The sequence below is a fragment of the Cellulomonas shaoxiangyii genome (genome assembly GCF_004798685.1).
GTDB classification, from domain to species: domain Bacteria; phylum Actinomycetota; class Actinomycetes; order Actinomycetales; family Cellulomonadaceae; genus Cellulomonas; species Cellulomonas shaoxiangyii.
On sequence record NZ_CP039291.1, the window covers coordinates 2,714,405 to 2,733,696 of the forward strand.

Consider the following 19,292-nt stretch of genomic DNA (forward strand, 5'->3'; position numbering starts at 1 on the left):
GGGGGCGAGTCTAGACGTGCGGGCACCGGCGCCCGCCGCCCCACGTCAGGCCGTGCGGTCCAGCGCGGCGGAGACGAGCGCGAGCAGCGCCTCGCCGTAGGCGTCCGCGGCGGTGCCGGCCGTGAACACCCGGGCCGGCTGCCCGGCCAGCTCGATGAGCACCTGGTAGGAGCCGTCGGTCGAGCGCGCGAGGCTGCGGAACGTGCCGCCGAGGAGCTCACGGAGCTGGTCCTCGCGCGGCAGCCACAGCGCGTCCTCCTGGCGCACGGAGTCCAGCGCCCACTCGGTCGTGCCGTTGAACCCGAGGATCGTCCCCGTGGGGTACTCGTGGGGCTCGACGACCATGTCGGAGATCGTGAAGACGTCCCCGGACAGGTCGGCGCCCTGGATGGTGAAGCGGTCGCCGGGGCGGGGCTGCCAGCGCAGGCCGGCGGCCTGCAGGGCGATCGCCAGGTCCGTCGAGATCATCCGTCCAGTATCGGCGCCGGCGCCCGCGGCGCCACCGCGCGAGGGCGCCCGGCCCGGTGCGTCAGCAGGTGGCCGGGCCGGCCGCGACCAGCCGGCGGCGGTACGCGTAGCGGTGCGCCGGCGCGAAGCCGAGCCCGGCGTAGAGCACCCGGGCCGCCGCGTTGTCGGCCTCGACCTGGAGGAACGCCCGCCGTGCGCCCCGGTCGCGCGCGGCCCGCAGCGCCGCCACGGTCAGCGCCGTGCCCAGCCCCCGGCGGCGCGCCGCCGGCGCGACCTGCAGGCACGACAGCGCGGCCCAGCCGTCGGCGAGCGCGACGCGGACGATCGCCACGGGGGCGGCGTCGGCGCCCGCCGCCGTCAGGTACAGGGCGGGCGCGCCCGTCAGGAGCCGGCGACCCGTGTCCCGCCGGCCGCCCGTGGCGCCGACCCACGTGCCGAGCCACGCGTCGTCCGGCTCGTCGGCGACGTGCAGGGCGACGGCCGCGTCGGGCAGCGCGCCGGGGCCGTACCCGACGCCGGCGTCGAGGAGGTGGTGGACGTCCCGGACCAGGACGTCGGTGACGGCACCGCACGCGTACCCGCGCCGGTCGAGCTCGTCCGCCAGACCGGGCGCGGCGTCGGGGTCACCGACCCGGAAGACGGCCGGTCGGCCGGCCGCGGCGTACACCGCCTCGACGGCGTCGACGGCGGCCGCGAGGTCGGCCGGGCTGCCGAGCGGGAGGACGGAGTTGGCGCGCTGCGTGAGCCCGTCGGAGAGGCCCGCCCGCCACGGCCCCACGTGCTCGACCCGGACCGGCGGCCACGTCGCCGCCTCCGTCAGCGCGCCCGGCGCCGCGGGGACGTCCCAGGTGTAGACGAGCATCGCCAGGCCCCGGACCGCCCAGTCGCGCCCGGGCGTGCGGACCCAGCCGAGCCGCTCGTACAGCCGCTGCGCGGTGCGCATCGCGTCGAGCGTCGTGAGCACCGCCCGGCGCGCACCCGTCGCGGCCGCCTCGGCCAGGGCCGCACGCACGAGCTCGGCCGCCAGGCCACGGCCGCGCGCGTCCGGGCGCACGACGAGCATCCGCAGCTCGACCTCGCCGCCGGTCGCGATCTCGGCGTACGGGGTGCCCGCGGCCGCGAGCGTGATCGTGCCGACGACGTCCTCGGCGCCGTCGCCGGCGGGGACCGTGGCGACCAGCACGTGCGCGTGCGCGACCCGGCGGGCGGCGTCCCGCAGCTGCACCAGGTAGGGCGAGTCGGCGGGGACCAGGCCGTCCGCGACGTACACGTCGCCCACCAGCGCGGCGAGCTCCGCGGCGTCCTGCGGGCCGGCCCGGCGCACGCGTGCCGGCCCCCGCAGGGACGCGCGGCCGCGCAGCGTCGCGGCGTCACCCCGCGCGCTCATCGGTCCCCCTCGGTCGTGCCGGCCGCCACGTCGTCAGCGGGCTGCGCCCGTGCGCAGCGTCACCCACTCCGCGAGCTCGGCGACCGCCCGCTCGACGGAGACGGGCGCGCTGTCGAGCGGGATGCGCCCGCCGAACAGGGCGTACAGGTGCCGGTCGGCGCCGACGTCCACGGACCGCGCGAGCGCCCGCTCCGGGCCGCGCACGGCGAGGTGGGCGCTGAACCGGTGGCGCACGCCCAGGGCGAGCCCGGCGACGTCCTCGTCCTGCCGGCGGCCCAGCACCGCCCAGTCCTCGCCGAGGAAGCGCGTGAGCGCGGCCTCGAGGCCGGGCAGGCCGGGGTCCGGCTCGTACCCGCGCACGGCCACGCCCGCACCACGCGGGTCGCGGCGGTACCGCGCGAGGTAGGCGTCGGGCAGCGTCGCGGCCGCGCGGTCACGTGCCTGCACGAGCACGTCGCGGACCGCCGCGGAGACGTCCTCGCCCTCGGCGCTCAGCTCGACCGGCGGGAGCCCGAAACCGTCCACGCGAGCCCACGCGCCACCGGCCCGCACGCCGACCGTGACGACGTACGCCCCCAGCAGCACACCCTCGGCAGCCGCCGACGCGGAGCGCAGCCGCGGCTCGGCGACGTCGTCGCCGAGCACCGCGGTCGCCGCCTCCGCGCACCAGCCGGCCCACTGCAGCGCGGGCGACGCGGCGCGGTCCTCGGGCCGGACGGCGTGCCACAGGCCGTCCTCGTGCACGTCGCGGTCGACGAGCAGGCCGTGCGCCGTGAGCACCTCGAGCTGGCGGGCCAGCACACCGTCGTCCGGCACCGTGCACGGGTCGACCGGGAAGGTCACGGGCTTGCCGGAGGCGATGGCGTCCTCGACGAACGGCACGACGTACGCGTCGACGTACTGCTCCACCGACAGGGCCTGCTCGGCGCGCACACGCTCCGCCCGCGGCAGGTCGAAGAAGGCGGCCGGCTGGTCGGCGCCGGGAACGGTCACGGGGTCTCCTCGTCGTCGGCCCGCGGAGGCAGGTCCAGGCGGGCACGGCAGTACTCGTCGAGCACACGGTAGGCCCGGCGGACCGACCCCGGCGTCGTGCCGGACCACCTGGGCTCGCCGGGGAACGTGCCCAGCGCGAAGCCCTGCGGCACGCGCAGGGCACGGAAGAAGTTCCCGCGCGGGCGCTCCAGCCCCGTCCGCAGGTCGAAGACGTCGTACAGGCGGGTGCGGACCGTGTCGTCGCCGCCGTCGCCCGTGGTGACCTCCGGCTCGGACATGACGTCGCCGAAGCGCTCGCGGACCAGCGCCAGCACCTGCTCGACCGACGTGACGTCGGGCGCGTCGTGCAGCGCCTCGTCCGGCGGCATCGCCGAGCGCGCGGCGAACCAGTCGAGGTACCGCGCCGGCAGCGCGTCCCGCACGCGTGCGGTGGCGCCCGCGACGAGCTCGGGGACCGACTGCTGCCAGCTCCCGGTACCGCGCAGCACGTCGGCGCCCTCGGGGCCGTTCAGCTCGAGGACCGCACCGTCCTCCTCCAGCCGGAGGGTGAACGCCGCCGCGAGGTACAGCAGGCCGCTCGCCGAGCGCGCGTCGCCCGTCGCCGCCGCCTGCGACACGACGTGCGCCGCCACGGCGTGCGGCGGGGCGACCAGCCGGAAGAGGTCACCGGGGTGGTCCGGCCACGGCCCGGTCACCGGAGCCCGCTGCCGGGCGGCACCATCGTCCAGGTGGAGCCGTTGTCGATGAACTCGTAGTTGTTCGGCGGGCCGAGCAGGAACTCGTACTCGTCGCCGAGCGCCGAGCCGATGTAGCCGCGCGGGTCGTGCGAGAAGTCGATCGGCTTGCCGCTGGCGACGGCGTCCTCGAGGAACGGCAGGTTGTACGCCTCGAACATCCCCCTGTCGTCGAGCCCCTGAGCCGTCTTGATGTCGTCCCACTCGGTGCCGAGCGAGAAGTACGTGTGGTCGTCGCCCGCCTCGGTGACGTAGCTGCGCCCGTCGGCGTTGAACTTCCCGAGCATGTAACGGTCGGAGTCGGCGTTGTGCACCGACTCGTCCCGCACGCGCAGGTAGTCCTCCTCGCTGACGCCCTCCGGCTTGTGGGCGAGGGGGTCCGGCGCCGTGCCGTCCGCGGGGTTCGTGCCGTCGGCGGGGTCGGTGCCGTCCGCCGGGTCGGCGGGGTCGGTGCCGTCCGCGGGGTCGGTGCCGTCCGCGGGGTCGGTGCCGTCGCCCGGGCGGCCGCCCTCGGGGCCGTCGGGCGGCCGCGGCGGGTCGACCTCCGGGACCTCGAACCCGACCTCGGGGTTCCGCGGCGGCATCGGCGGGGTGCCGACCGAGGGCCCACCACCGGCTGAGCCGCCACCACCGGACGTGCCACCGCCACCCGCGGAGCCGCCACCACCGGACGTGCCACCGCCACCGGCGGAGCCACCACCACCGGGCGCCCCACCGTCGGGAGTGCCACCGCCTCCCGGTGCCTGCGGGGTCGCCGGCCCGCCGGGCGTGCGCGGGTCCGGGACGTCCGGGCCGTTCGGTGCGTCCGGGCCGTTCGGCGTCGAGCGACCGAACCCGGGCAGGGTCAGCTTCTTCAGCGTCTTCAGCAGCGACCCGAACAGCTCGCCGGCGCCGCGGAACAACGTGCCCAGCTCGTCGAGGATGCCCCGCAGGCTCCCGATCGACCGCACCAGGCGCGTCATCGTCGTCATCAACCGCGCCGAGAGCGCCGCCGCCTTCGACGACGCCTGCGCCGCCACGTACGGCGCCGCCGCACCCAGCGTCAGCACCAGCTCCGCCGCGTACGAGACCACCGACCCCACGACCTGCGCGATCGCGTCCCGCACGAGGTCGTGCACGATCTGCACGATCGTCGAGGCCACCTGCATGCCCGTCGACATCGCCGACGCCCAGTCCCCCGCCGCAGCGACGTGGTCGGCCGCGTCCTGCTGGAAGCGCCGGTACGCCTCGATGGTCGCACCGTCGCACGCGTCCAGGTCACCCAGCACCCGACGCAGCTCGGCTGCCGAACCCGCCAGCGACGTCGACACGTTGCCCCAGGTCCCCGCGAACGACATCACCTCGTCGGCGTCGCCCGTCAGGTCGTCGAGCCAGCCCTTCAACGGCTCGATGTGCTCCATCACCCAGCCCAGACCCGCGGCGACCAACGAGCCCAACGGGTCCATCGCGGTCGCGACGGTGTCGAGCGCGAGGGTGAACGCGGCGAGGCCGCCCTCGATCCACGACTCGTTGTTGATCGCCGTGACCAGCGCCTCGCCTGACTCGAGGATGAACGCGCCCTGGAACGGGGTCGTCGTGTCGACGACGGGCGCGACCAACGGGTTCGCGGTCACCGGTACTGCACCGCCTGCACGGCCGAGGAGATGGGCTCCAGCTCCGCGCGGATCTCCTCCTCGAGGGCCGCGAAGTCCGCGACGACGGCCGCGATCTGGTCGGCGCTGCGGTCGACGAGGTCCTGCGCCTCCTGGATCGCGCCGAGCGCACGCTGCGAGACGAGCTGCGCCGGCGGCACCAGCACGGCGCACAGCACGCCGAACGCGCCACCGCCGAGGTTCAGGCCTCCCGCGGCGGAGTGCGCCGTGCCGATGTCGGTCGACACCGACCGGACGCGCCCCACGTGCGCGTTGATGACGTCGCTGTCCAGCACGATCCGGTCCTGGCTCATGCGTCCCCTCCGCTCGGCCGACGACCCGCGGTCCGCGGGCGCGGGGTCATGACCACCGGATCTCGTCGCGCTGGGCGCGCGGGTCCTCGGGCGGCGCCATGCGCGCCAGCTCGGAGCGCAGGTTCGCCGCCACGCCGGACTCCGCGCCGAACGTCCCCTCGACGAGCGCGATCGACTCGGTGGCGGCCTGCCGCTGGGCCGTGGCGACCGTCTCGAGGATCAGCGCCGCGAGGTCGCGCGCGTCCAGCCGGAGCGCGTCGTCGGCGAGCTCGAGGGCCGTCATGCGGCCCGTCGTCTCCACGGTCACGCGCACCTCCCCGTGCGGCGAGGCCGCGCGGCCGCGGACCTGCTCGAACTGGTCGCGGACCTGCTCGGCGCGGCGGGCGTTCTCCTGGGCCTGAGCCACCTGCTCCTCGATGCGGGCCACGAGGCCGTCCGTGTCGAAGCCGTCGCCGAGGGGAACCGTCATGGTCCTGGAGGTTACCGACGGGCCGGCAGATCGCGCGGGCCGCCCGCGCACCGGACACGCACATCACCCGCACGGCCGAACCTCGGCTCGCGGCGTGCGCCCGGACGGGTGCCTCAGCCGTCCGCCGGCTCGGCGACGGCCGCGGGCCCTCCCGCCAGGAGCGCCACGAAGCCCGCCTCGTCGAGGATGCGCAGGCCCAGCTCGAGCGCCTTCGCCTCCTTCGACCCGGCGTTCTCCCCGACGACGACGTAGTCCGTCTTCTTCGACACGCTGCCCGACGCCTTGCCACCGCGCGCGATGATCGCCTCCTTGGCGCCGTCGCGGCTGAAGCCCTCGAGCGAGCCGGTGACGACCAGCGTCAGCCCCTCGAGCGTGGGCGCCGGCGCCTCGTCCCGCTCGTCGCGCATCCGCACGCCCGCGGCGGCCCACCGGTCGACGACCTCGCGGTGCCAGTCGCCCTCCGGGCCCGTGAACCACTGCACGAGCGACTCGGCGATCACCGGGCCGATCCCCTCGACCTGCGCCAGGTCCGCCACGGCCTGCGCGGGGTCGCCCTCGACGACCGCGCGCAGCGCCTCCATCGAGCCGAACCGCGTCGCGAGCGCGCGAGCCGCCGTCGGGCCGACGTTGCGGATCGACAGCGACACGAGCACGCGCCACAGGTCCTTGGTCTTCGCGACGTCGAGCTGGTCGAGCAGCGTGCGCGCCGACTCCGACGGCTCCCAGCCCGGCAGCGTGCGGCCCTCGGCGGCGGCGGCCGCCAGGGCGGCCTTCGTGTGCTTGAGCGTGCGCCGGAAGGGGGCGCGCCGCCGGACGCGCCCGTCCTCGTCCTCGCGCGGCAGCCCGGTCTCGGGGTCGCGCACGACGACCTCGACCTGGGCGAGCAGCGCGGTGCTGCGCCCGCGCACGCGCGCGACCTCGTCCGCGGGCGCGTCGAGCGGGTACCCGACGAGGTCGAACAGGTACGCCTCGTTGGGCACGGGCGGGTCGGCGGGCACCTCGGGCTGCGTCAGCGCGGCGGCGGTGACCTCACCGAGCGCCTCCACGTCCAGGCCGCCGCGCGAGCCGATGTGCTCGACGCGACCGCGCACCTGCGCCGGGCACGTGCGCGCGTTCGGGCACCGCAGGTCGATGTCCCCCTCGCGCATCGGCCGCAGCGGCGTGCCGCACTCGGGGCAGTCCGCCGGCATGTGCCAGGTGACGCGCGGCACGTCGTCACCCGGCGCGGCGGGCGCCGGGCCCACGATCTCCGGGATCACGTCGCCCGCCTTGCGCAGCACGACCATGTCGCCGACCCGCACCCCCTTGGCGGCGACCACCTCCTGGTTGTGGAGCGTCGCCTGCCGGACCGTCGACCCCGACACCACGACGGGCTCCATGACGCCGAACGGGGTCGCCCGCCCGGTCCGGCCGATGCCCACCTCGATGGCGAGCAGCCGGGTGTTGACCTCCTCCGGCGGGTACTTGTACGCGATGGCCCACCGCGGCGCCCGGCTCGTCGCGCCCAGGCGGCGCTGCGCGGAGCGCTCGTCGACCTTGACGACGACCCCGTCGATCTCGTGCTCGACGTCGTGCCGGTGCTCGCCGTGGTGCGCGACGAACGCCTGCACGTCGGCGAACGCGTCGACCACGCGCGTGTGCGGCGACACGGGCACGCCCCAGCCGGCGAGCAGGGCGTACACCTGCGACTGCCGGGTGATCTCCGGCCCGCCGCGCAGCGCGCCGATGCCGTGCGCGTACATCCGCAGCCGGCGCGACGCCGTCACGCGCGGGTCCTTCTGCCGCAGCGAGCCCGCGGCCGCGTTGCGGGGGTTGGCGAACGGCGGCTTCCCGGCGGCGACCTGGGCCGCGTTCAGCGCCTCGAACGCCTCCACCGGGAAGAAGACCTCGCCGCGGACCTCGATGAGCTCCGGGTGCGTGGCGGGGTCGCCCGCCAGCACGTGCGGGATCGTGCCGATGGTGCGGACGTTGAGCGTCACGTCCTCACCCGTGCGGCCGTCGCCGCGCGTCGCGGCGCGCACCAGCCGCCCCCGCTCGTACAGCAACGCGATCGCCAGGCCGTCGATCTTCGGCTCGCACAGCCAATGCACGTCCTGCGTCTCGAGGTCCCGCACGACGCGGTCCGCCCAGGCGGCCAGCTCCTCCGCCGAGAAGACGTTGTCCAGCGACAGCATCCGCTCGACGTGGTCGACCGCGGCGAACTCCGTCGAGAACGTCCCGCCCACGCGCTGCGTCGGCGACCCCGGGGTGCGCAGGTCGGGGTGCGCGTCCTCGAGCGCGGCCAGCTCGCGCATGCGGGCGTCGTAGTCGGCGTCCGACGAGGCCGGCGCGTCCTGCACGTAGTACGCGAACTGGTCGGCCTCGAGCGACGCCGCGAGCTCGGTCCAGCGGCGCCGGGCCTCGGGTGAGGCGGGCGCCGGTGCGGCGGGCGCCGGCGCGGCGGCGGGCTCCGCTCCGGTCACGTCCGTGCTGGTCAGGTCCTCGTCGGTCACGTCTCCACCGGATGCTGCGCGTGCGTCGTCCACGGCCCCATCCTGACGCACGGCACCGACACCCGCGTCGACGGGACGGGCGGGCGCGTGCACGCCCGCCCGTGCCCGTCAGCCGTGCCGGGACGGCTGGAACGCCAGCTGGCCCTGGAACAGCCCGCGGTCGCGGCTGACCACCTGCACGCGCCCGGGCGGGCCCTGCACGGGCTTCACGCGGCCGATGAGCTGACCCTCGTCCGGGTTGCCGGACAGCAGGATGCCGGTCGTGCCGAGGTCGGTGAGGCGCTGCAGCACGGGGTCGTACGCCGCGCGGCTGGCGCCACCGGTGTGCCGCGCGATGACGACGTGCAGCCCGAGGTCCGCGGCCTGCGCGAGCAGCGGGACGATCGGCAGCATCGGGTTGCCCTGGGACGTGGCGACGAGGTCGTAGTCGTCGACCAGCACGAAGCCCTCCGCGCCCTTCCACCACGACCGCGTGCGCAGCTGGTCGGGCGTGAGGTCGGGACCGGGCACGCGCGTGCGGAAGAAGGCCGCGAGGTCCTCCATACCGCCCTGCGTCATCTCGGCCGTCGTCAGGTAGGCGCCGACGTACTCCTGCGGGATCTCGTCCAGCAGGCCACGCCGGTAGTCGACGACGAAGAGCTTCGCCTCCTGCGGCGTGTACAGCCGCTGGACCTCGGCGGCGAACGTGCGCAGCAGGGCCGTCTTGCCGGCGTCGGACTCGCCGTAGAGGTACAGGTGCGGCTCGTCGGTCGGGTCGAGCCCGAACGGCGCGAGCGCCTCCTCGTCGACGCCCAGGAGGATGCGGCGGTCGTCGGCGCCGGCGGTCGCGCGCAGCTCGTCGAGCGCGAGCACGGTCGGCAGCAGCCGCAGGCGGGGGCCGGCCGGCCCGCGCCAGGCGGCCCGGGTCCGCGCGACGAGGTCCGCGACGCCCTCGGCGAGCGTCGACGGCTCCCCCGACCCGTCGATGCGAGGCAGCGCGCCCAGCATGTGCAGCTTGCCCGGCGTGAGGCCGCGACCCGGCATGGCGGCGGGCACGTTGGCCGCCGCCCGGCGGTCGACCTCGGAGTCGCCCGCGTCGCCGAGCCGCAGCTCGAGACGCGTCCCGATGAGGTCCTTGACCTGGGGGCGGATCTCCATCCAGCGCGTGGCCGAGACCATGACGTGCACGCCGTAGGACAGTCCGCGCGCGGCGATCGACTGCACGGTCGCCTCGAGGGCCTCGAACTCCCCGCGCAGGGTGCCCCAGCCGTCGACGACCAGGAACACGTCGCCCCAGCCGTCGTCGGCCGTGCCGGCCGCGCGGCGCGCCCGGTAGGTCTCGATGGAGTCGATGCCCTGCTCGCGGAAGTACTGCTCGCGGCGGTCGACGACGCCCGCGACCTCGGCGACCGTGCGGCGCACGGCCTCCGCCTCGGTGCGGGTCGCGACGCCCGACACGTGCGGCAGGTCGCGCAGGCCGATGAACGTGCCGCCGCCGAAGTCGAGGACGTAGAACTGCACCTCGAGCGGCGTGCGCGTCAGCGACAGCGCGACGACCGTCGAGCGCAGCAGCGTGCTCTTGCCGGACACCGGGCGGCCGACGACCGCCATGTGGCCGGCCGAGCCGGACAGGGACACGACGAGCGGCTCGCGGCGCTGCTCGAGCGGCACGTCGATGACGCCGACGGGCACCGTGAGCGTCCCGGCCTCGCGCCAGCGCCGGCTGACCAGGCCGAGCGACGGGTCCGGGGCGAGGTCGCCGAGCAGCTCGTCGAGCGGGTCGGGCGTCTCGAGCGGCGGGAGCCAGACCTTGTGCGCCTGCGGCCCGCGGCCCGTCATCCGGTCGACCGCGATGTCGAACGTCACGCGCTCGTCGCGGCCCTCCGCGACCACGGCCGCGGGGTCCAGCACCTCCGCCTGCTCGGACTCGACGGGCGAGGCCACGGGCGCCGCGGTGAACGACGTGACGGCACGCACGCCGCCGCCGTCCGCACGCCGCGTGATCTCCTGCCGCTGGGGCGGGCGGCCCGAGACGTACGCGGCCTTGAACTGCGTCATGCCCTCGGTGCCGACCTTCAGGTAGCCGACACCGGGCTCGCGCGGCAGGTCGACGGCGTCCGGGACGCCCAGCACCGCGCGGGACTCGGCGCCCGAGAACGTGCGCAGGCCGACGCGGTACGACAGGTAGGTGTCGAGGCCGCGCAGGCGGCCCTCCTCGAGCCGCTGCGACGCGATGAGCAGGTGCACGTGCAGCGAGCGCCCCACGCGGCCGATCGCGACGAAGCTGTCGACGAACTCGGGCTTGGCGGACAGCAGCTCGGAGAACTCGTCGACGACGACGAGCAGCGCGGGCAGCGGGGCCAGGTCGGTGCGGCCGCCGCGGCGCGCCTTCTCGTAGTCCCCGACGTTGGCGAAGTTGCCCGCGGCGCGCAGCAGCTCCTGGCGACGCGTCATCTCACCGGTCAGGGCGTCCTGGAAGCGGTCGACGAGCGACAGCTCGTCGGACAGGTTCGTGATGATCGCGGACACGTGCGGCATGCCCGCCATGCCGGCGAACGTCGCGCCACCCTTGAAGTCGACGAGGACGAAGTTGAGCTCCTCCGGCGAGTGCGTCAGCGCGAGCGCCAGGACGAGCGTGCGCAGCACCTCCGACTTGCCGGACCCGGTGGCGCCGATGAGCACGCCGTGCGGGCCCATGCCCTGCTGGGCGGACTCCTTGAGGTCGAGCACGAGCGGCGCGCCCGTGGTGTCCTGCCCGATCGGCACGCGCAGGCGGTCCCGCTCGAGCCGGCCCCGCCACGCGACGTCCAGGTCGACGTCGCGCACGTCCGGCAGGCCGAGGAGCTCGACGAGCTCCGCCTGCGCGGACCCGCGCGCCTCGACCGCCGCCGGGCCGGAGTACAGCGGCATCAGGCGACGGGCCGTGGCCTCCGCCTCCACCTCCGTGCACGCGTCCGGCGTGAACGGCGCACCCGCGCCGCGTGCCTGCACGAGCTCGGCGCGCAGCCGGTCCCCCACGCGGGAGAGCGCGACGCGCGCGGCCGCGTCGTCCTCGAGCGCGCCCCAGCGGGCCGGCAGGTCGAGGACCGTGACGCCCTGCACGCCGCCCTCGCGCAGCCCCGGGTGCGCAGCGTTCAGCGGCACGCCGTCCACGACGACGAGCACGTGCGGCGTGACGCCGCCGCCGGGCGCGAAGCGCGGTCGCTGCCCGAGGTCCGTGGGCAGCAGGTCGTCGAGCGCCGCGAAGGAGCTCACCACCATGCGGGCCGGGCCGGCGCCGTCCTGCACGCGACGCGAGTGCGCGTGCGGCAGCCACTTCACCCACTCCCAGCGGGGCAGTACGGACTCGTCGGCGACGACCGCGACGACGAGGTCCTCCGGGTGGTGCAGCGCCGCGGCGCCGACGAGCACGGCGCGGGCCAGCGCGCGCACGTCGTCCTCGGGGCCGGTGACCTCCAGGCGCGACCAGCCGTCGAGCCGGACGCCGAACGGCAGCTCCGGCACGTCCTCGTGCGTGAGCATGAAGCGGTGCGCCGCGGACGCCGCCACGGGGTCGAGCTGCGCGAGCGGCGGCAGCTCCGGGGCCTCGAGGACGAGCGCGGCCGGCTGGTCGGCCACGCCGAGCCGCACGTCGAGGAAGTCGGCGTCCTGCGAGCCCCGCTCCCACACGCGCGTGCGCTCCTCGGCGAGGAACGGCAGCGTCGCGGGCGCCGGGTACTGCCAGTGCGCGGCGCGGCGCTGCTGACGCGCGGCCGTGCGCACGGTCGCGCGCATCTCGGTGAGGTACGCGAGGTACTCGCGCCGGGCGTCGAGCAGCTGGGCGGCGCGCTGAGAGCGCTGACGCCACCCGTTCGCGGCGACGAAGCCGAGCGACGACAGCAGGAACATGCCGCCGGTGAGGAAGCCGGTGGGGCCCGCGTTGGAGATGGTCACCATGACGATGGCGCCCACCGAGCCGAGCATCGGCAGCAGGGACGTGAGCATCGACGACGTGTCGTCGGCGGCCGCGAGCTCCGGCGGCGGCTGGAGCGTCACGCTCCCCGAGGGGACGCGGGGCGGGGCGAGGCGGGAACCGGGCACGGGGTCAGGCCTCCGGGACGACGGACGAGACGGTGAACACGCGCCGGCCGACCCGGACGCGGTCGCCCTCGACGAGCAGGACGGTCGTGTGCGCGGGCAGGACGGCGACCTCGCCGTCGTCGCCCAGGACGGCGGTGCCGTTGGCGGAGCCGAGGTCGGTCACGCGGACGCCGTCGCGCGTGTGCTCCAGGCGCAGGTGCCGGCGCGAGACGGTGCTCTCGGGGTCCTGCAGGACCACGGGCCGGTCGCCGGCCGCGACGGCCTCGGGCGAGCGCCCGAGCACGACCGCGGCCCCCATCGCGACGAGCTCGCGCTGCCCGGTGTCGACGACGAGCAGCACCGCGGCGCCCGTGACCGCCACCGGCGCGGCGCCGGCGCCGGGGCGCCCGACGACCGCGAGCAGCGCCCCGGTCTGCGGGCCGGCGGGCGAGGCGTCCGTGCGCTCGGGCGCACGCGACCCGGTGTGCTGCGGCACGACGACCGGGTCACCGAGGACGCCGCCGCCCCCGGACGCGGGGGCGTGCCAGGGCGCGGCCGGGGCCCCGCTCGGCGCGACGGCGGGCACGCCCGCGGCCGACGTCGCCGGCGGGGGGCCGGGCGGCAGCGGGCCGGGACCCGTGCGGGGCCGCCCGGCGTCGGGCTCCTGCCACGGCAGGGTGAGGTCGGGGGTCGCGGCACCGGCACCGGCCGCCATGACGGTCAGGCCGGGCGCGACCGGCGGGACGACGGCGGCGGGTGCGGCCCGGCGCCGGGGCACGGCGACGACCACGGTGCCGGCGGCGCGGTCCGCCCACGAGCGGCGCCGCCCCGTCCGGTCCAGCGCGGCGGACGCGACGACGCCCCAGGCGCCCACGACCGCGACGAGCGCACCGAGGCCCACGACGAGCAGCCGCACGAAGGAGCGTCCGGCACCCGGTGACCACGGGCGGTCGTCCTGCGCCGTCCGCAGCCGCAGCACCGCGTTGCCGACGGTGAGGCCGGTACGGGCCTGCCACACCCAGAGGGCGACCACGGCCTCGACGGCCACGATCGCGGTGAGGACGACCGAGCGCGTCGGCAGCCACACCGCGGCGGTGACGAGCGCGAGCGCGAGGACGTCGATCGTGAAGGACGCCAGGCGCGCGCCGACGCCGGCCGCACGGCCCGCGAGGTGCTCGCCGAGGTCGCCGTCGGTGTGGCGCCGGCCCGCGCGGCTGCCGGCGTCGGCCGCGGGCTCTCCCCCGCTGCCGCGAGGCAGCGCGCCGCAGCTCGGGCACGGCCCGTCCGCCGGTGCGGGTGCACCGCAGCACCAGCACGCCGTCGTGGTCACAGTCGTCATCCCGACACCGCCGTCCGCACGAGCTCCAGGCCACCCGCCGCGAGGAGCGCGGCGGGCAGCGCGAGGACCGTCGCCATGCCCTGCAGCACGTCGCCGGTCCGGGACAGTCCGAGCGACCGGGCGCCGCGCCCCAGGGGCACGGCCACGACGGCCGCGCCGACGCCCACGAGCGCCAGCAGGCCCGCCACCAGCAGCTCGGTGCCCGGGCCGGCGGTCGCAGCGAGCGCGCGCAGCCCGACGACGGCCGCCACGACGGTCGACGCCCGCACGACCCAGCGCAGCGCCGGCATGCTCTCGGTGCGCTGCAGCAGCAGCAGGCCCAGCAGGTAGCACAGGACGAGGGCGACCGTGCCGCCCACCACGAAGCCGCCCGCCGGGTGCACCGGGACGGCCGCCGGCAGCGCCAGGGCACCGACGAGCGCGAGCGCGACCGTCGCGGTGACCCGCGCGGCGGACGCCGCCGCGACGTGCGCGCGGATGTCGGCACCGTCGATCGGGCCGGGGTCCGCGGGCACCGTGCCGCGCACCGACCAGCGGTTGCGCAGGTAGCGCGCGTAGTCCATGAAGTACCCCTCGTCGATCTGCAGGAGCGCCGCCGGTACGGCACGCAGCGCCACCGGGACCGCGCCCGCCGTGATCGCCGCGGCCGCCTGCACGGGCCAACCGAGCAGCAGCGTGAGCCCCCACACCGCGGCCACGCCGGCCGCGATCGCCGCGACCGCGCCGAACGCGGCGCGCCACGGGCCCGCGTCGGCGAGCGCGACGCCCGCGACGCCGAGCACCCCGACGGTCATGGCGGCGGTCAGCACGTCGAGGACGCTCGCGCCGTACCAGGCGTCCGGGACGAGGGTCAGGGCCGCACCCACGACGAGGGCGACGGGCGTGGCCACGCGCAGGGGCGCGGGCAGGTCGTCGCTGCGGCGGGCGGCGAGGGCGGCGGTGCCGAGCGCGGCCACACCCAGGAGCGCCGCGACCAGCAGGGACGTGCGGTGGTCGAGGAGGCCCGGGGCCGCGACGTCGAGCGCCGCAGCGACGGCGGCGAGCGCGAGCAGCGCCCACCACGCGGCGGTGTCGGCACCACGGCCGGCGACCCGGCGGGCGCGCGCCGCGCGGCGCGGGTCCGGGACCGACGCGACCGGGTCGACGACCGTCAGCAGGACGCCGTCCTCGAGGTCGGTGACCGGCGTCGCCCGGTCGGCGGGGCGGTCCCCCACGAGGACCGTCAGGCGCGGGTCGTCGAGCAGGACGCCGGCCGCGCCGAGCGCGTCGCCGAGCGTTCCCGTCGCGGGGAGCGCGACGTCGAGGCGCCGGTCGCCGTCGAGCACGGCGAACCGGCGCGGAGGTGCGGTGCTCACGGGCGGGGCGACCGTCCCCCGGCCGGGCGGAGGGGACGCGGATGCCGACGGGCCGGCTCTGTCCAGCTCACGTGCACACCTCCGTCGTCACCACTTCCGTCGCCGCGCGACCGTCCCGCGGGTGGGCACGCGCCGCACGTCCGCGTCACCGCGGGCCGTGCGGACGCGCACACCGTACGCCTTGCACGTATCGGCAGACGTGGCCGCCCACTGGAGCACCTCCGGTGGGCGGCCCGCCGTCACCGCTTGCCCGGACCCGCCGACTCCGGGCGCGGGGCGATCTCGTCCTCGTCCTCCAGCCGGGGGGCCAGCGGACCGCCGAGGCCCGAGCGCCGCTCGCGCTTGGACCCGCCGGCACCACCGGCGCCACCGCCGCCGGCCATCATCCCCGTGCCGCCACCGGTGCCGCCCGCGCCACGCGCGCCCGCACCCGCGGTTCCGCCGTCGGCGAGACCGGCCGCCCCGCGCACACCGGCCGCGCCCGTACCCGACGCGCCCGTGCCACCGGCGCCGGCGCCGGCGCCCGACAGCCCCGCACCGAGGCCGCGCCCGCCGGCGCCGCCCGCGCCCGTCGCGCCGGCGTAGCCGCCGGACGCACCGCCGTAGCCGCCCATGCCGGCGCTCGCGCCGAGGCCGGCCATGCCGCCGCGCGCACCGGTGAGCCGTGAGCCGGCACCGAGTGCCGCCGCACCGGCGGCACCGCCGACGAGGCCGGCGGAGCCGCCCGTCCAGCCGCCGGCACCGGCGCCACCGCCCACGCCGCCCGCACCGCCGGCGCCGCCCGGGCCGCCGTGGCCGGGCAGCCCGCCGTCGAGGTCGCCGTCGACGTCGACCCACCCGGGCGGGTCGACCACGACCGGCGGGTTCGTCGGCGGCAGGACCGGGGGCAGGGGCGGGCCGACGACGACCGGCGGCTGCTCCGTCACCGGAGGCTGCGGGAAGGTGGGCGGGGTGGGCTCCCAGGCGCCCGGGCCCGGGACCTGCTCCCAGCCGCCCGGGCCCCCGCCGGGCACGGGCTGCAGGCCGCCGCCGGGCGTCCCGCCGCCCGGGCTCCCCGGGTTGCCGCCGCCGCCCGGGTAGGACGGGGTCATGGGACCGCTCGGGACCCCCGGCCCGACGGGCGGCTGCTCCCCCGGCCCCTGCGGTCCCTCGCCACCGGTGCCCTTGTCCCTCAGAGCGTTGCGGATCTCCGCGGCCGGCGGCTGCATCTCGCCCCGCAGCTGGACCACCGACTGCTCCGCCTCCTGCTTGCGCGCCGCCACGAGCGCGGCCTCGGCCTCCTCGATGCGGCGCTCGGCCTTGCGTGCGGCCGCCGAGGCGACCAGACCGGTCACGACGACGCCCGCGGGCAGCGCCAGCAGCGCCGTCTTCTCCTCGTCGGCGTAGATCATGGCCTTCTGGGCGAAGGTGAGCTCGACCGGCATCGCCTGGACGCGCTCGAAGTGCGCGCGCGCGGCCGTCTGGCGGGTCGAGTCCGCGGACTCCACGGCCGTGTTGACGGCGACGAGCCTCTGGTCGTACGCCTCGATCTTGCCGCGGATGTCCTGGAGGCGGGCGCGCGCGGCGTCCGCCGCGGCGCCGGACGCCTCGGAGCCGAGCATCTCGTCGACGTCGGCGATGGCGGACTCCACCACCGCGTACGCCTCGCGCAGCCGCTCGGCACCGGGAAGCTTCCACGGCGAGGCCGTCGACAGCTCGCCGAGCTGGGCCTCGGCGTCGGAGTACGTCGATGCGTCGGTCATGCGTGCACCTTCTTCGTCGTCGTCGGGGACCGGCGTCCACCGCTCGGGGAGGCGTGGGGATGGGTCATCACGGGGCCGTCGTCGGGGCGCCGGAGGACCGGCGCCGGGCCAGCAGGACCGCCACCACCGCGAGGGTGGCGACGGCTGCGCCGCCCGCGGCGACCGCGCCGGCGGGGACGCCGCTGCCCGTGCCGTCGCCGGCGTCCGTGTCGGGCGGCGCGGCGCCGGCGGTGGGCGCGTCGGTGGGCGCGTCGGTGGCCGGCTGCTCCGCGTCGTCGGCGGGTGCGTCCGGGTCGCCGGGCCAGACCGGACGGGTGGCCTCGGCGACCTCCCCCGGCGTGATGGGGTCCGAGCGTCCGCCGTCGTTCTCGGCCACGTCGAGCAGCAGGGGGTTCTCGTCGGGGAACGTCGTCGGGTCCTCGCGCAGCATGTGCCGCAGGCCGACGACCCCGTAGCCGTAGACGGGGTCGTAGTCGAGCTCGTGCTCCTCCGCCCCGGTGTTGTGGACGAGGCTCTGCAGCATCTGGTTGCCCGTCGCCTGCGGGTGGGCGGACCAGACGGCGGCGAGCGCGCCGGCCGTGATCGGCGCCGCGAACGAGGTCCCCCAGCCGAGGCCGGTCGACGTCGCGTCCCCGTCGCGCGACCCCTGCACCAGCAGGTCGACACCGGGTGCGCACACCGTCACGCGGTCGTGCTCCATGGGCGCGCCCGAGCCGGGTTCGCCCTCCATCGGCTCGAGCTCGGCGTCGCAGGCCTCGACGGCCACGACGCCGTTGGCCAGCGCCAGGTCGTCCCCGACCGGGACGACGTCTCCCGGCTGGTACTCGCCGAGCGCGGCGACGACGACCACTCCCTCGCGCAGGGCCCAGGTGAGCGCCTCGCGCACCTCGAGGTTGTAGACGAACGCGTTGCCCACGCTGATGGTGATGATCTGCGCCCCGTCGTCGACGGCCTGCCGCAGCGCCTGCGCCACGTAGTGCGCGTCCACGGCGTCCTGGGCGAGGGACTGCTGGCAGGTGAACCCGCTGACCGCGCCCGGCGCCCGCGTCCCGTCGCTCACGGCGTAGAACAGCACGCGCGCATCCGGTGCGACGCCGGCGATCGACTGGCCACCGTCGGCGCCCCGGCCGTTGCCGACGAGGAAGCCGGTGACGGTCGTGCCGTGCCAGGCGACCTGCTCGAGCGGGCGGGCGGCGGGGATGGGTGTGTCGGTGTCGTCGGCGCAGAACGAGGGCTCGTGCACCTGCACGTCCGCGTCGGCGAGGTACGACATCCCGGGGAAGATGCCGTCGTCGATGACCGCGACCGTCACCCCGGCGCCCGTGGCGCCCTGGGCGTGCACCTCGGCGACGCCCATGCCGGAGTACCACCACGTGCCGTCCTGCGTCGCCGCGGCGGCCGGCGCTGCCAGTCCCGTGCCGAGCAGGGCAGCCGCGGCCAGGGCGGCGCCCGTGCGCCGGACGGACGGACGGCGGGGACGGCGAGCCGTCATCACATCCCGCTCGTCTTGGCGGAACGGCCCGCATCCGTGGTCGGTGCCGGGGACGGCGTCGTCGGGGAGGGGGTGCCGGGCGTCGTCGCGTCCTCGGTCGCGGCGGCCTCGACCTCGGCGGTCAGCGAGGTCAGCTGCGTGACCGAGGCCTGGTCCGCGCCCTCGAGGATCGCCGCCGCCTCCGTGAAGGCGGTCGCGCACTCGTTGAGCAGGTCGCGCAGGTCGTTGCGGAGCTTGACGAACACCTCGGGCGCCTTCTCCAGCACCTGCGTCACCGGCGCCACCGCGTCGTACTGCGTGGCGCGCGGGCCGTAGAAGCCCTCGAGGCGGCCCTCGGCGGGGAGCATGTCGGCCTCGGCCGTGAGGCGGGTCGAGTAGCCGCGCATGGCGTCGGGGATCATGTGGATCGCGGGCATCGTGCGCTCCTGGTGCGGGGTCGTGCGGGACGGTGCGGGGTGGGGCGTGACGTCGTGCGGTCGCGAGTGTGGCGGGGGCCGTCGGCCCCCGCCACCCTCACGTGCGACCCGGTCGGGTCAGGCGCCGAAGCGGCCCGCCGACTGGCGGTCGGCCGACGTGTAGTTCTGCGCGATCTCGTTCGTGCTGGTGGCGATGCGGTCCAGCAGCTGCTGCAGCTCCGTCAGCGACTGCGTCCACTGGCGCTGCGCGAGCGAGTAGGACTCCTGCGCCTGGCCGGACCAGCTGGCGCGGAGCGACGAGACCTTGTTGTCGAGCTCGTCGAGCTCGGACCGGATGCCGGAGGCACCCGAACGGATGTTGCCCGACAGCGCGATGACCTGCTCGGGGGTGACGGAGAACGAACCCAGCGACATCTGCATGC

General features: G+C 76.9%; 15 protein-coding genes. All 15 read right to left on the reverse strand.

All coding sequences use genetic code 11. From position 1 onward, the window contains the following. Positions 1–45: 45 nt before the first annotated feature. Positions 46–468 (reverse strand): pilus assembly protein CpaE, encoded by a 423-nt coding sequence (locus tag E5225_RS12320; protein ID WP_135971964.1) that lies wholly within the window; start codon positions 466–468, stop codon positions 46–48. A gap of 61 nt (positions 469–529) precedes the next feature. Next, positions 530–1,855 (reverse strand): GNAT family N-acetyltransferase, encoded by a 1,326-nt coding sequence (locus E5225_RS12325; RefSeq protein ID WP_135971965.1) that lies wholly within the window; start codon positions 1,853–1,855, stop codon positions 530–532. A 33-nt stretch (positions 1,856–1,888) separates the two neighbouring features. Continuing rightward, a complete protein-coding gene (locus E5225_RS12330; protein WP_135971966.1) occupies positions 1,889–2,848 on the reverse strand; it encodes a hypothetical protein in 960 nt (319 codons plus the stop codon). Next, the gene (locus E5225_RS12335) at positions 2,845–3,543 is read right to left on the reverse strand and encodes a hypothetical protein (protein ID WP_135971967.1); all 699 of its coding nucleotides are present in this window, start codon (positions 3,541–3,543) and stop codon (positions 2,845–2,847) included. Before E5225_RS12335 ends, E5225_RS12330 begins: the two co-directional genes overlap by 4 nt. Further along, the gene (locus E5225_RS12340) at positions 3,540–5,195 is read right to left on the reverse strand and encodes a hypothetical protein (RefSeq protein ID WP_135971968.1); all 1,656 of its coding nucleotides are present in this window, start codon (positions 5,193–5,195) and stop codon (positions 3,540–3,542) included. Before E5225_RS12340 ends, E5225_RS12335 begins: the two co-directional genes overlap by 4 nt. Next, the gene (locus E5225_RS12345; protein WP_135971969.1) at positions 5,192–5,527 is read right to left on the reverse strand and encodes a hypothetical protein; all 336 of its coding nucleotides are present in this window, start codon (positions 5,525–5,527) and stop codon (positions 5,192–5,194) included. The genes E5225_RS12340 and E5225_RS12345 overlap by 4 nt, the downstream gene beginning before the upstream one ends. 46 nt (positions 5,528–5,573) lie before the next feature. Beyond that, the gene (locus tag E5225_RS12350) at positions 5,574–5,996 is read right to left on the reverse strand and encodes a YbaB/EbfC family nucleoid-associated protein (protein ID WP_135971970.1); all 423 of its coding nucleotides are present in this window, start codon (positions 5,994–5,996) and stop codon (positions 5,574–5,576) included. Between the two features lie 113 nt (positions 5,997–6,109). Beyond that, a complete protein-coding gene (gene ligA / locus E5225_RS12355; RefSeq protein ID WP_424945111.1) occupies positions 6,110–8,488 on the reverse strand; it encodes an NAD-dependent DNA ligase LigA in 2,379 nt (792 codons plus the stop codon). Positions 8,489–8,596: 108 nt separating this feature from the next. After that, positions 8,597–12,502, reverse strand: a complete 3,906-nt coding sequence (gene eccCa, locus E5225_RS12360) for a type VII secretion protein EccCa (protein ID WP_243738040.1) — start codon at positions 12,500–12,502, stop codon at positions 8,597–8,599. A 49-nt stretch (positions 12,503–12,551) separates the two neighbouring features. Further along, on the reverse strand, positions 12,552–13,865 hold the full coding sequence (locus tag E5225_RS12365) for an FHA domain-containing protein (protein WP_136225434.1): 1,314 nt from the start codon (positions 13,863–13,865) through the stop codon (positions 12,552–12,554). Continuing rightward, a complete protein-coding gene (locus E5225_RS12370; RefSeq protein WP_135975617.1) occupies positions 13,862–15,220 on the reverse strand; it encodes a hypothetical protein in 1,359 nt (452 codons plus the stop codon). Before E5225_RS12370 ends, E5225_RS12365 begins: the two co-directional genes overlap by 4 nt. Positions 15,221–15,459: 239 nt before the next feature. Further along, positions 15,460–16,962: a hypothetical protein gene (locus E5225_RS12375; RefSeq protein WP_136225436.1), complete on the reverse strand. Its 1,503-nt coding sequence runs from the start codon at positions 16,960–16,962 to the stop codon at positions 15,460–15,462. 67 nt (positions 16,963–17,029) lie between these two features. Continuing rightward, on the reverse strand, positions 17,030–18,454 hold the full coding sequence (locus E5225_RS12380; protein ID WP_135975223.1) for a S8 family peptidase: 1,425 nt from the start codon (positions 18,452–18,454) through the stop codon (positions 17,030–17,032). After that, positions 18,454–18,870, reverse strand: coding sequence for a hypothetical protein (locus E5225_RS12385; protein ID WP_135975225.1), 417 nt, complete (start codon positions 18,868–18,870; stop codon positions 18,454–18,456). The genes E5225_RS12380 and E5225_RS12385 overlap by 1 nt, the downstream gene beginning before the upstream one ends. Before the next feature lie 117 nt (positions 18,871–18,987). Continuing rightward, positions 18,988–19,284: a WXG100 family type VII secretion target gene (locus E5225_RS12390; RefSeq protein WP_135975227.1), complete on the reverse strand. Its 297-nt coding sequence runs from the start codon at positions 19,282–19,284 to the stop codon at positions 18,988–18,990. Between the last annotated feature and the right edge of the window lie 8 nt (positions 19,285–19,292).

What these genes read in the sequence shown, in the direction of transcription:
- E5225_RS12320 (WP_135971964.1), bottom strand. Translation starts at nt 468, where the DNA reads ATGATCTCGACGGACCTGGCGATCGCCCTGCAGGCCGCCGGCCTGCGC.
- E5225_RS12325 (WP_135971965.1), bottom strand. Translation starts at nt 1,855, where the DNA reads ATGAGCGCGCGGGGTGACGCCGCGACGCTGCGCGGCCGCGCGTCCCTG.
- E5225_RS12345 (WP_135971969.1), bottom strand. Translation starts at nt 5,527, where the DNA reads ATGAGCCAGGACCGGATCGTGCTGGACAGCGACGTCATCAACGCGCAC.
- E5225_RS12350 (WP_135971970.1), bottom strand. Translation starts at nt 5,996, where the DNA reads ATGACGGTTCCCCTCGGCGACGGCTTCGACACGGACGGCCTCGTGGCC.
- E5225_RS12365 (WP_136225434.1), bottom strand. Translation starts at nt 13,865, where the DNA reads ATGACGACTGTGACCACGACGGCGTGCTGGTGCTGCGGTGCACCCGCA.
- E5225_RS12375 (WP_136225436.1), bottom strand. Translation starts at nt 16,962, where the DNA reads ATGACCGACGCATCGACGTACTCCGACGCCGAGGCCCAGCTCGGCGAG.
- E5225_RS12380 (WP_135975223.1), bottom strand. Translation starts at nt 18,454, where the DNA reads ATGACGGCTCGCCGTCCCCGCCGTCCGTCCGTCCGGCGCACGGGCGCC.
- E5225_RS12385 (WP_135975225.1), bottom strand. Translation starts at nt 18,870, where the DNA reads ATGCCCGCGATCCACATGATCCCCGACGCCATGCGCGGCTACTCGACC.
- E5225_RS12390 (WP_135975227.1), bottom strand. Translation starts at nt 19,284, where the DNA reads ATGTCGCTGGGTTCGTTCTCCGTCACCCCCGAGCAGGTCATCGCGCTG.